General features: G+C 36.8%; 6 protein-coding genes. All 6 read left to right on the top strand.

The features are described 5' to 3' along the window. The first annotated feature begins 60 nt into the window (after nt 1-60). The 6 genes from LV89_RS20570 (at nt 61) to LV89_RS20545 (ending at nt 13,352) form a co-directional block, all read left to right on the top strand. A complete protein-coding gene (locus tag LV89_RS20570; RefSeq protein WP_109744812.1) occupies nt 61-3,330 on the top strand; it encodes a SusC/RagA family TonB-linked outer membrane protein in 3,270 nt (1,089 codons plus the stop codon). 142 nt (nt 3,331-3,472) lie between these two features. Continuing rightward, on the top strand, nt 3,473-4,987 hold the full coding sequence (locus tag LV89_RS20565) for a RagB/SusD family nutrient uptake outer membrane protein (protein WP_109744811.1): 1,515 nt from the start codon (nt 3,473-3,475) through the stop codon (nt 4,985-4,987). 73 nt (nt 4,988-5,060) lie between these two features. After that, nucleotides 5,061-6,740 carry a fasciclin domain-containing protein gene (locus LV89_RS20560; RefSeq protein ID WP_158279647.1) on the top strand — a complete coding sequence of 560 codons (1,680 nt, stop codon included), beginning with the start codon at nt 5,061-5,063 and terminating at the stop codon, nt 6,738-6,740. A gap of 71 nt (nt 6,741-6,811) precedes the next feature. Next, entirely contained in the window at nt 6,812-8,257 is a 1,446-nt protein-coding gene (locus LV89_RS20555; protein ID WP_109744809.1) for a fasciclin domain-containing protein, read from the top strand. 74 nt (nt 8,258-8,331) lie between these two features. Beyond that, nucleotides 8,332-11,457, top strand: coding sequence for a SusC/RagA family TonB-linked outer membrane protein (locus LV89_RS20550; RefSeq protein WP_211321245.1), 3,126 nt, complete (start codon nt 8,332-8,334; stop codon nt 11,455-11,457). Nucleotides 11,458-11,582: 125 nt separating this feature from the next. Beyond that, nucleotides 11,583-13,352: a RagB/SusD family nutrient uptake outer membrane protein gene (locus LV89_RS20545; protein ID WP_109744807.1), complete on the top strand. Its 1,770-nt coding sequence runs from the start codon at nt 11,583-11,585 to the stop codon at nt 13,350-13,352. The last annotated feature ends 281 nt before the right edge of the window (nt 13,353-13,633 follow it).

Here is a 13,633-nt window from a genome sequence, read left to right as displayed (position 1 = left end):
CAATTCAGATATTTACTTATCAACATTTTATATTGAATCGTTAATTGAAACTTTAAGCGAATGAAAATATTTACTAAATTTTTGTTGATTATCGGGGTAATTTTGATGCAAACTTTTCATGTTGTAGCACAAACTCCTGCCCCCACAAACATTGTTCGAGGAAAAGTCATAGACTCCAAAGACAATTCGCCCGTTATTGGGGCAACCGTTGCAGAACTCGACAAAGACAATCGTACCATCAAAGGGGTTACTTCCGATATTGAAGGTAATTTTGTTATTCGGATGAATTCTACGGTACACCTTCTTTCATTTTCAAGTATTGGCTACAAATCGCAAAAAATAGCAGTAAACGGACAAAAAAATATCTCCGTTTTGTTAGAATCTACTGATAGTGAAATTGAGGAAGTTGTGGTTTCGGCACAACGAAACGACAACGGATTGGTTTCGCACTCAGACCGTAGCAATACCATGGCAGTTTCTAAAATTGACATTAAGCAAATTGAAGAAATGCAAGGGTCATCTATTGACCAAATGCTTCAAGGACGTTTGGCAGGGGTGGATATTACTGCAAGTTCTGGTGACCCCGGAGCAGGGATGCAAATCAGAATTAGAGGTACATCTTCAATTAACTCTGCCGTTGACCCAATGGTAGTAGTGGACGGTATGCCTTATGAAACTGCTATTCCTTCAGACTTTAACTTCGGTACTGCTGATGAATTGGGTTATGCTGCCTTATTAAATCTTGCTCCGACCGATATTAAAAACATCACCATTTTGAAAGATGCTGCGGCAACTGCGATGTGGGGGTCAAGAGCTGCCAATGGGGTAGTTGTTATCAATACAAAGCGTGGTAGTATTGGTAAACCATTAATTACTTATACTTTTAAAGGTTCGATTTCTAAACAACCCTCGGCAATTCCAATGCTTACGGGTGACCAATATTCTATGCTTATTCCAGAAGAATACATGAATAGAAATGGGGTGCCTCTTAATACGCAAACTGTTAAAGAATTTCAGTACGACCCCAATGACCCATATTGGTACAATAATTACAGCAATAATACCGATTGGATAAAGGAAATTACACAATTAGGAAATGCCCAAGACCATAATATTTCGATTACAGGTGGTGGTGAAAAAGCAAAATATTTTGCTTCATTTGGATATTTCAATCAAAAAGGAACTACCATTGGAACAGGTTTAGACCGTCTGAATACTCGTATAAACCTTGATTATAACGTTTCAAACCGTATTCGTTTCAAAACTGACCTTTCGTTTACGCACTCTGATAATGACCGTAATTATGTAAATTCAAATAATACATCAGACCAAATTAGAAATATTGCGTACAAAAAAATGCCCAATATGAGTGTTTATGAGTACAATGAATATGGTGTGATTTCTCCAAACTATTTCTCTCCATTCAGAAATATTCAAGGTGGTTATACGGCTACTTATAACCCTGTGGCGATGGCTTTGAGTGCCAAGAATAATATTATTTCTGAAAGAATTATCCCGCACTTTCAATTACAGTATGATTTGAAACCAGCCGTTTTGATGGCTTCTTTTGACGTTCAATTTGACATTAATAATACCAAGAGTCAGTCTTTCTTACCACAAATTGCCACAGGACAAACTTGGACGAGTTCAAATGTAAACTTGGCTTATGATGGAGACGTAGATGTTTTTGGTATCACAACCAAAACGGCTTTGATTTATACCCCAAAAATCAAAAATACGAAACATGAATTAACAAGTCTTTGGGTTTTGAATACTTCTGATATAAAAAGTATTTCTCAACAAGCTTCTGTACCCAATACTGCCTCAGATTTATTGCAAGATATTACCAGCGTAGCACGCCAGACATCTTCAACACTTTCGTCATCAATCAATCAAACTCGTTCAATTGGTTTGCTTTGGAACGTACACTATGGTTTTAAAGAAAAATATATCATTGATATAGGTATCAGAGGTGATGGTAGTTCAAAATTTGGTCCTGCTTATCGTTATGGATTATTTCCTTCGGTATCGGCAAAATGGAATATTTCTGATGAGCCTTTCATGAGACCTTTTGAAAACTTTGTAGATAATTTAGGTTTAAGAGCCAGTTACGGACAAAGTGGAAATGCTCCAAAATATGATTATACCTTCTTTAGTACCTATGCCACTTTGGGTTGGTCATATTTAGGACAAGCTGGAGTTGTTCCTGCTTCTATGGAATTGAAAAACTTACGTTGGGAGACTATCACAGGGAAAAACTTAGGTTTGAACCTTTCGATGTTTAAGAAAAAAATTACAATTGATGCCGAATTATACGCCAACCGTACCGAAAATCTATTCTTTAACGGTCTTCAGATTTCATCATTTACAGGGTTCAATAGTGTAAACATGAACGTTGGAACGATGGATAACTTGGGTTGGGAAATCAACTTAGGATTTACTCCGTATAAAGCCAAAAACTGGCAATTGGATTTAAACATGAACGTGTCAAGAAATATCAACGTAATCCGTGAAATTTCTGATTTATACCCACGTACCAGAGGAAACATCACTGCCAATGGCGAGTACAAAACTTATATGCAAGAAAATAACCCATTTGGTTCATTCTACGGCTTTAAGTACGCAGGTGTTTACAAAGATAAAAATTCAACAATTGCCAAAGGGAAAAATGGAGAACCAATCATTACGCCAGACGGACAAGGTGTTTATATGAGATTTAATTATCCTGCAACAGACTATGTTTTTCAACCTGGAGATGCTATGTATGAAGACATCAATCATGATGGAAATATCAACTACATGGATATTGTTTATTTGGGTAATAGTAACCCTGCTTTAACAGGTGGTTTTGGTGGAACAATTACTTACAAACAACGATTAAAACTAACGGCATTTTTTAACTTCCGTTCTGACTATGACGTAGTAAACGGTACAAGAATGGCTACGACGGCTATGTACGGTTATGATAACCAAAGTACAGAGGTGCTTTCGAGATGGAGAAAAGAAGGAGATGTTACCAATGTGCCAAGAGCATTATTCGGAACGGGATATAACTGGTTAGGTTCAAGCAGATACGTTGAAGATGCGTCGTTTGTACGTTTCCGTACCTTGACGGTTCGTTATACATTCTCGAAAAAAGTAAATGATTTGTTGAAAATCAAGAACCTAAGTGGGTATCTGACGGCAGAAAATTTATTTACATGGACTAATTATCAAGGACAAGATCCAGAGGTTTCAATGCGTGGAGGTGACCCATTCAGAGTAGCCATTGATTACTCAATGACTCCGCCTTCAAAAACGATTACCATAGGTTTAACTTCTTCGTTTTAAGGGAATTAAGTAGTTGTTAGGTGCTGCTTAGGGAAATTGTAAAAATAAGAGTACCGTTCAACTTCCCGAAAGTTTTAACCTTTCGGGAAGTTCCTCAAAAGATATTTTAAAGCATATATTTTAAAGCAAAATATTTAAAAAAATGTTAAAAAAGCTACTTCATATTTCAGTGTGTTTACTACTCCTTATCATACCCACGTCGTGTGATAATTGGCTGGATTTACAGCCACAAGATGGTATCACGAAAGATAAATTTTGGAAAACAAAAGAACAAGTTCAAGCAGGGATGTCAGGTATTTATGCCTCAATGCTTGCTCCAAGTTCAAACAGTATTACAGCAGTCAGTTCGTTAGGTGGCAATAGTTTAATCATTAGTTTGTTTTTGTGGGGTGAGCTTCGTGCCGATATGCTTACAACAACATTCGCAACTCGTGCCGAAGACCTTGACATTATGAACGTAAACGTGTTGGCAAGTAATGGTATCACCAATTGGCGAACCGTTTATCAAATCATCAATTATTGCAATACCGTTATTGATTTTGCTCCAGCGGTTTTAGAAAATGACAAAACCTTTACGCAAGAATCATTGAATAGTTATGTGGCAGAAGCCAAGACAATTAGAGCATTGATGTATTTTTATTTGGCTCGTACTTTCGGAGACGTTCCTTTAAAATTAAAAGCAACGAGTACAGACGAAGAAATCCAGCAAATTCCTAAAAATACCCAAGCGGAAGTATTAGACCAAATTGTAAAAGATTTGAACGAAGCCGAACCAAATGCTCCATTAACTTATGGAAATACCGCTTCGGACAAAGGTCGTATCACTCGCTACACGGTTAATGCTTTGCAAGCAGATGTGTATTTATGGATGGAAAAATATGCGGAAGTTTTAACGGCTTGTGACAAAATTACCAAAAGCGGGAAGTTCGGTCTTATTGAAGGTAGCCGTTTTTTCAATGCTGTTTTTGTACAGGGAAATTCTAACGAGAGCATTTTTGAATTACAATTTGACCGCCAGAGATTAAACGAATTTTATCCATTATTCGCCAATCCACGTCGTTTCAGTGCCAATGCTTATGTGATGGATTATGTTTATACACAAGATTTTACCGACGATACCAAGAAAGATTTGAGAGGTCCAGAAGCTTCAGTAAGAGCAACAGATGGTATGATTTGGAAATACTCAGGAATCAATGCTACGCAAGTTAGAGCCATTGAAGATTATACCGCACACTGGATGGTTTATCGTTATGCCGATATTTTATTAATGAAAGCAGAAGCCTTGGCATTACTAAACCGAGGAGCGGAGGCTTTGGGAGTGGTAAAAACGATTAGAAATAGAGCAAATGCCTTGGAATTAACCAATGAAAACCCTGACCCTTCTGATTCTGAAGCGGTGGCAGATTTCATTTTGAGTGAACGTGCCAGAGAGTTTGCTTTTGAAGGAAAACGTTGGTACGATGTGCTACGCCATTCAAAAAGAAATAAATACAAGAGAATGGACATTATGCTTGAAATGGTTGCAAGAGCAGCTCCACCAGATAGACAACAATCTGCCATTGCTAAATACAAAGATTTTAATAGCCATTATCTGCCCATTTATCAATACGAATTACAGACAGATAAAAACTTGATACAGAATCCATTTTATAAATAGGGGTTGAGCTAAAAAGTCATGAATCATGAAGTCTTTTTTAGACTCTTACAGCATTTTCAATTTTAATAAAGTAATGAAAAAAATATCAAAATCACTATTCATCCTAATGGCAAGTATCTTCGGAAGTTTGTACTTGTTGGGTTGTACAGAGATTCAAATCGTAGAAACAACCACTACCGATGTGAATATGTATAGCTATTTGAGGAAATATCCAGACAAATACTCTGATTTTGCGACTGTTCTCGACCGAGCAGGTTATGCCAGTTTTTTGGATGCTTATGGGGCTTATACAATGTTTGTACCTACCAATGCAGGTGTACAAGCGTTTTTGAAAGAAATGAATAAAACCTCTGCCGACCAATTGACAGTTGAAGAAGCAAAGGACATTGCCAAAATTCATATCATCCGTGATACCCTCACGACCAAATCATTTAAAGATGGAAAATTACCATTGATTACCATGTATGGTCAGTATTTGATTGGTGGCGTTTCGTTTAATAATGGCGTTTCAAGTTTTAGTCTCAATCGCCAAGCATCGGTTATTGAGTCTAACATTACCGTAGGAAATGGTATTTTACATATCATCGACAAAACCCTGAAACCAGCCAAATTATCGCTTTCTGCTATGATAGAATCGAATCCCAACTATTCTATTTTCACACAAGCACTGAAAGAAACAGGATATTATGATTCATTGAAAGTAGTTGACCCAGATTTGAGCAAACGTTGGTCAACCGTTATTACAGAATCTAATGCCGTATTGGGTAACGCAGGAATTACTTCTTATGATGTCTTGAAAAAACGATATTCAAATACAGGCAATCCTCGCCTAAAAACAGACAGTTTAAATCTTTACGTTGCGTATCATATTTTACCCGGAATAAAATATTTAGCAGATATTATTTCGTCGGCATCACATCTTACCAAAATTCCATTGGAAGTAGTAACGTCAAAATTAGATGGTCAAACAGTTTTATTAAATGATGTAGATTTTAACGGAATCCATGAACAAGGCATTGAATTAGACCGAAATTTAAGTGATAATGCTTCAACGAATGGCGTTCTCCATGCTGCTAATGCTCATTTTGTTGTAAAATTCCGTAAGCCAACGCCAATTCACTGGAAAGTTTCTGATTTCCCAGAAATTCGTAAACTGCCTGCTTATTTCCGTAAACAAGGTTATGCTTTTGCGATGGAGTCAATCAAAGATTGGTCATGGCAGATGAATACAATTTCTTATGTGTATGGAACAGGAGGAGTAACAGCTACGACCTATTTCAATGATTGTTTGCAAATTCCATTAGGGCTTGGCAATGCTGCCCGTAGCAACTGGATTGAAATGAAAACGCCTCTAATCGTAAAAGGAAAATACAAAGTATGGTTGTGTTATAGAGCTCAAAAACAATCAGGTACTTTAGGTACAACGGGTGGTTCTGTCAATGTAGTACAAGTAAGTGTTAATGGTGACCCTCTACCAAGACCTGTCACTTTTACCGACCAAGCCCCAACAGGAACAGCAGGAGAGTTGGAGTCATTGGGTTGGAAAATGTATATGAACAATGTAACCTCCCTTTTTGCTTGTGGAAGACTTTTAGGCACGGTTGACATCAAAACGACTGACCGCCATACGCTTCGTATGCAGTCTATTTCGGGAGGACAAAATACCAATAACGTTGATTTGATTCAATTTATCCCTGTGGATATGAACCAACTTAGTCCAAAATTTACACAATCAGGCTTGATGGTACCGTAATAAAATTGGGACGAATCAGTGGTGAAACGTCCCAATCTTCTATTTCAAATTCATTTATAACGTAAGAAAAAATGATTAAAAAATATACATATTTACTCATACTTGTCATTAGCTGTATTTCGCTTTCTTGCGAAAGATGGGATGACCGTATAAGCCTAACCGATGCGTCTTTAGGAAGAAACCTATTGGAACAAATAAGTACCCAACCTGATTTGAGCAAATTCCAAGAACTATTGGTAAAAAGTGGCTATGACAAACTAATCAGTGCGTCTCAGAATTATACCGTTTTTGCTCCTTCCAACAAAGCTTTGGAAGGTTTTGATATTACAAGTTTGAAAGATAGTGCTTCTATCAGAGCATTCGTAGGCAATCATATTGCTTTGCAGGCATATTCAATGCCCTCTACCAGCACAGAAACCAATATCAAATTGTTGAATGGAAAATATGCAAAACTCAACAAAGGCGTATTTGGAGAATCTGCTATTGTAACGGCAAACGTCTTTGTAGGAAATGGCGTATTACACATTTTAGATAAATACTCGCCTGTACTGCCAAGCCTTTGGTCGTATATCAATAGTGCAAAAGAGGAATTTGCTCAGAATAAACTAATTGCTAATTTGGCTTATTATTCGTTTAATCCTGAAAAAGCTATTGTAGATAGTATTAGTGGCACAACAGGGCGTCCAATTTATAGACCGGGAAGTGGTTTTGAACTCAAAAATCAATTTACCGATGCCGTTTATGATTTGAACGATGAAGCCAAACAATACACTTATTTTATCTTGAATGACCCAGCTTTGACCACCGAAATTGCCAAAGTTAGCCCATATTTCAAAACATCCACAACAGATAGTACTTACACGGCTTCAGCTTGGAATGTTGTAAAAGACTTAGCGGTAGAAGGTTATTATACACCTGATAAATTGCCAGATGTTCTCAAATCTAAGTTTGGTGTTGAAATTCCGCTTAGCAAAACCGCCATCGTAAAAACGATTAAATTGAGTAATGGTATTGCGTATATATTCAATAAAGTAGATTTCAAATTACAAGATAAAATCCAGTCAATTGTTGTTGAAGCTGAGACAAACCCTGTATTAATGCAGAGTATCGCATCTGCTACTTACGCTATTTTAGAGAAGAAAAACCCCAACACAAACCTAACAACGAAGCATCTTTTAATAGCAGGTCATGCGGTTACCAACTTTTGGGTAAGATACCGAATCCCACAAGTGCCAGCAGCAAAATATAAAGTGTATTGGGTTGCAGTAAATGACCAATCTCGAACAAATTATACCAGTAGTGGCGTAACACCACCCGTAACGCTTACCCAACGTTTGGCAATGGGAAATGTAACTAACACAACCTTTGCCAATGTAACAGTTACGCTCAATAATTTCTCTGAAGTCCTTCTTGGAGAATACACAACTAACAAATACGGTACTTTAGACATATTCCTGCAAGGCAGTGGAACAACGCCTATCGTATTGGATTACGTAAGGTTAGTACCTGTTTTATAAAAGATATATTCAATAAAATTAATTTTATGCGAGCATCTCAGAAAATAACATACTTAATGATTAGTTTCCTACTCATGGCAAAAGGCATTTTTGCCCAAAATGACGTAGTAGTGCTAACTCAGAAAGCAAAATATACCAATCAGTTATCAGGAAGTATAACTGATGCCGTTACCCAAAAACCATTGATGGGAGCGAGAGTATATTATAAACAAGTAACCACAACTATCACCGACGATAATGGGAATTTTAAATTATTAGTACCCAATTATTCAGTTTCGGTAGTGATAGAAATGGCTGGTTATCAGTCGAAAGAAGTTTTTATTGCAGGCAGAACAGAAATTAAAGTAAGCTTGAACGAAGAAGGGCATCCTTCGTTCAACCAAGAAATTGCTCTTCCAATTAATGCAGTTTCGGGTAACCGTCTTACTTCGGCAGCAGTTTCAGCTCAATTAACAGACACTTGGTCAAGAGCAACTGATAGCCCAGATAGCTATTTACAAGGAAAAATTGCGGGTTTAAATGTAACTCGCCACTCAGGAATTGCCAATTCTGGAGCAAATTTGATGCTTCGTGGATTATCCTCAATACAGGCTACCAATCAGCCATTAATAATTGTGGATAACATGATGTACGACAATAATCAATACGGTAATTCATTGATTAGTAATTATATCGACAATCCTTTAGCAAATCTTGACATCCGTGATATTAGTAATATTACCGTATTGAAAGACGCTTCGGCAGCCGCTATTTATGGTACAAAAGCCGCTAATGGTGTTATTTTAATCACTACGGCAAGAGCTAAAGAATTAGGAACAAAAATTGACTTGGCAGTTTACGGTGGCATGAATGCTGCTCCAAAAGCTTTGCCTATGTTAAACGTAAAAGATTATCGTACTTATTTGTCAGATTTGTACAAATCGGGTGGAGCAACGACAGATTTGATTCAATCATTGCCATTTATGAATGACGATAAAGCGTCGGCGAGTTATTATCAATATCACAACAATACCAATTGGCAAGATAAAATGTTTGCCAATCAGCAAATGTCAAATGTGTATTTGAAAGTAACAGGTGGTGATAACATCGCAAAATATGCCCTTTCACTGAATTATGCCAAAAATCAAACAGCTTTGGCTGGGACAGATTTGAGCAAATACAGCACTCGTTTCAATGCTGATTTGAATTTAAGTCGCCGTTTAAAAGCCATCACCAATTTGAGTTTCTCATTCAATGAAGCAACGGTAAAAGATTTAGGTTTTGCCTCAAAAACAAACCCTATTTTATTGTCATTGACGAAAGCACCATTTTTAAGTGACCACGATATTTCAAGTCTTGGAATAGCCTCTCCAGATTTATCAGACGAAGATATTTTCAATGTCGGAAACCCAACGGTGGCAGCACAAGTAATGTCGGCATCAAACCGTTCATATCGTTTTGCGGGTACAATCAATTTTGATTATGAAATAAGCAAAACGCTTCATTGGGGAAATACAATTGGTTTGATTTTCGATAAAATTAAAGAAAACCGTTTCGTGCCAAAACGTGGTATTGTGAGTGATACTTTGGGACTTTATTTGGCAGAAAACAAATTAGGTTCACAAACCAAACGCTTATTTAATTTATTCAACGATACGTATTTTTCTTACAACCAAACTTTTAAAGATATTCATTCAATATCTGCCAGAGTTGGGGCAAGATTTTTAAATAGCCGTGCAGAACAAGACCAAATTTTAGGGTTCAATTCTGCAACCGATGAATTAGTAACCGTAGGAAATGGACAACGATTATTGAACCAAATCAGCGGAGGAATTGGCACTTCAAACTGGTTAAATACTTATGTTAGTTTAGATTATAATATTTCAGACAAATACTTCTTGGCATTTAACATGGCAATGGATGCGTCGTCGAGATTTGGAAAAGAGGCTGTTTCAGAAGGTTTTAAAATCGGAGGGTCTCCAACTGCTTTAATGCCGTCTATTTCAGGAGCTTGGATTATTTCTTCAGAAAAATTCATGGCAAATTCTCCTTTTGATTTATTAAAACTTCGTGCTTCTTGGGGAAGTGTTGGCAATGACGACATCGGAAATTATGCTTCTCGCCAATATTATGTAGTTCAGAATTTATTAGGAATGCAAGGATTAGTTCGTGGAAATATTGGAAATGCTGGCTTGAAATGGGAAACTATCACCAAAACCAATTTTGGCATTGATGCGTCATTATTCAATGAAAAAATTAACCTTTCGGTTGACTTTTTCAACAACAAAACCAATGATATGTTAACGATGGAGAAATTGCCAACTACTTCTGGTATTTCGTATTTATTGACTAACAATGGTGCAATGGAAACCAAAGGTTTAGATGTTTCCTTGAATATTAAAGCAATCAATTATCAGAATTTGAAATGGGATTTTGGCATGACTTTAGGCAAAACACAGTCAACCCTTACCAAATTACCTGACGATAATACGGTTACTACTTATGGTTCAGCTTCCTATATTTCTAAAGTCGGACAAGCTCCCAATCTTTTCTATGGTTTATCTGCTCAAGGCGTTTATACTTCTGATGCTGAGGCAAGTGCAGCAGGTTTACAAACCAAGCGTCCAGACGGTTCATTGATGCCATTTAAAGGTGGTGATATGAAATTTGTAGATGTAAATGGCGATAAAATTATTGATGAAAAAGATAAACAAGCCATTGGCAATCCTACACCAGATTTATTCGGTTCGGTAGTCAATCGTGTTTCATTCAAAAACTGGACTTTAGACGCACTTTGTACGTTTGTTTCGGGCAATAGCATTTTCAATTATACTCGAAGTGCGTTAGAATCAATGTCAAATCCAAATAATCAGACACAAGCAGTCTTGAATCGTTGGAGAGGAGACGGACAAGTAACGTCTATTCCGAGAGCCTCAATGGATGACCCAATGGGCAATAGCCGTTTTTCAAGTCGTTGGATAGAAGACGGTTCGTATTTTAGAGTAAGAGCAGTTACGCTTTCATACAATATGCCTTTGGACAGAAGCATGGTAAAATACCTGACATTCTATGGTACAGTGAACAATGCGGTTACGTTTACCAAATATTTAGGCTACGACCCAGAGTTTAGTGCAACCAATAATATTTTCGGACAAGGCGTTGATAATACGCTTGAACCAATCCAAAAATCGTTTCAGTTAGGTCTTAAAATTGGTTTGTAAAAGCCAACCCCACCCCGACAAGGAGGGGAGCAAGTAATATATCTCATTTCTTTTAAGTCCCTCCCTATCGTGGAGGGATTTAGGGTGAGGTTAAATATATCATTCAATTATTCGTCATTATACTTATGAAATTCTCGATAAAGAAAATATTTTTAAACGTTGGAATACTTTCAAGTATGCTAATGGCAACTTCGTCATGCAAAGAAGTATTTGACTTACAACCCGAAGAAACCCTGACCAAAGAGCAAGTATATCGTAATCTTTTCGATGCCGATGCTGCCATTATAGGTCTATACGGGAAGTTCATGAATTTGGCAAAACAACACGTCATTCTCAATGAGCTAAGAGCCGATTTATTGGATGTAAGTAGCGGTGCTGATGAACAAATGGTTCAAATCAATAATCATAATGTGCAAGCAGGGAACGTCTATGCAGACCCACGCCCATATTATGAAGTAATTTTGAATTGTAACGACATCTTGAAAAATTTCAAGATTATGCTCGACCAAAACAAAATGAAATTGGAAGAATACAACCAACGTGTAGCAGATGTAACGTCATTACGTACATGGGTGTATTTGCAAGTAGGGATTCATTTTGGAGAAGTACCTTATGTTACTTCAACCATTGAAAATACGGCAGATTTAAGTGTTTTAAATTCCGCTCCGAAACTTACATTGCCCAATTTAGTAAAGGAACTCATCAAAACGATGGAGACAATTTCTCCTGTTTATATGGACCCTTATCCTTCTACGAATACATTAGTGGCAAACTCAGTTGATGGTTATTTGTTGAATAAAATGTTTATCAATAAACACGTACTTTTGGGCGATTTATACCTTTGGGATAACCAATATTTAAAAGCAGCGACTACGTATAAATTGGTAATGGAAACGGCTACAAGATTGGGTTATGATATTAACACAGGAGAGATTTTCTTTGGTTTATATAAAATTAAATATGCAGAAACAAATCCTTTAACTAACACTATTAATGCTCGTGATATAGGCGTAATATACACGTCAGGTAGAAATGATATAAACGCTCTGATTGATAATAATGATTTAGGATGGAGGTCGATATTTGCTCGCAAAAATACCGATGCAGGTTATAACTACGAATGGATTTGGTCATTGCCTTTTGATGCCACTTTCAATCCTCAAAATCCATTTATTGACTTATTTACCAATAGAGTACAACCTTCAGAGCAGAGTATTTCAATGTGGAATAGCCAAAAACAAAATAATAATTTCCTTTTTGATGCTCGTGGAAGAATGAGTTATAAAACCATCAACGGTAAACCTACCGTGATGAAATATCTTTATAATTATATTGACCCATCAACATCTTTAAGTCTTGGAAATGCCAATTTCGGGAAAGGACAGTGGTGGCTTTATCGTGCGGCAACTTTGCATTTAAGATATGCCGAAGCCGCCAATCGTGATGGTCGTCGGAAGTTAGCATTCGCATTAATGAATCAGGGAATTGGAAGTACCTACAATGGAACATCTTCTGACAAAACCAATTTAATGAACACCTTTGACGTGCCTCCGTATGATTTTGATGCAAGAAATGGAGATAATCCATCTTTCAGAGCTTCATGGTATAGAAATACGGGAATCAGAGGAAGAGCATCTTTACAGTCAGTCCCAGTGGTTGGTGACAGTACCATTTCAATTGAAAACTCATTAATACAAGAATCAGCTTTAGAATTGGCGTATGAAGGGCAACGTTGGGCAGATTTAGTAAGAGTTGCTTCAAGAAGAAATGACCCTGCATTTTTGGCAGACAAAATTTACGATAAACTTAAAAAAGCAAATAATCCAAATGCGGAGGCTGTCAGAACAAAATTGATGGATAAAAGCAACTGGTACTTGCCTTTCAATTTGAAATAAGTGAAAAATAATACTATTGTTTAATTACCAAATTAACGTGATTTATTATCTATCATCGTGATGCGATATTAGATATTTTTTGAAGTCGAATATGTTTAAACCGAGTTTAAGTGTATTCGACTTCTTGTTTCTACTGGTTCAAGCGTTCCTACTGGTTCAAGCGTCCTCGCTTGAACCAGTAGGATTTGGAACATAAACTAATAAATCCATGAAAAAATATTTTTTTATACTTTTATTCTTAATAGGAATACTTCCAAGTAGTTTTTCACAAACAGATTCTC

The organism is Arcicella aurantiaca (genome assembly GCF_003148625.1).
In the GTDB taxonomy this organism is placed as follows: Bacteria; Bacteroidota; Bacteroidia; order Cytophagales; family Spirosomataceae; genus Arcicella; species Arcicella aurantiaca.
Note: the sequence above shows the minus strand (reverse complement) of the source record. Positions and strands in the feature narration are given on the sequence as shown.

Coding starts and splice junctions, on each gene's coding strand:
- LV89_RS20565 (WP_109744811.1), top strand. CDS start 3,473: ATGTTAAAAAAGCTACTTCATATTTCAGTGTGTTTACTACTCCTTATC.
- LV89_RS20550 (WP_211321245.1), top strand. CDS start 8,332: ATGGCAAAAGGCATTTTTGCCCAAAATGACGTAGTAGTGCTAACTCAG.
- LV89_RS20555 (WP_109744809.1), top strand. CDS start 6,812: ATGATTAAAAAATATACATATTTACTCATACTTGTCATTAGCTGTATT.
- LV89_RS20560 (WP_158279647.1), top strand. CDS start 5,061: ATGAAAAAAATATCAAAATCACTATTCATCCTAATGGCAAGTATCTTC.
- LV89_RS20545 (WP_109744807.1), top strand. CDS start 11,583: ATGAAATTCTCGATAAAGAAAATATTTTTAAACGTTGGAATACTTTCA.
- LV89_RS20570 (WP_109744812.1), top strand. CDS start 61: ATGAAAATATTTACTAAATTTTTGTTGATTATCGGGGTAATTTTGATG.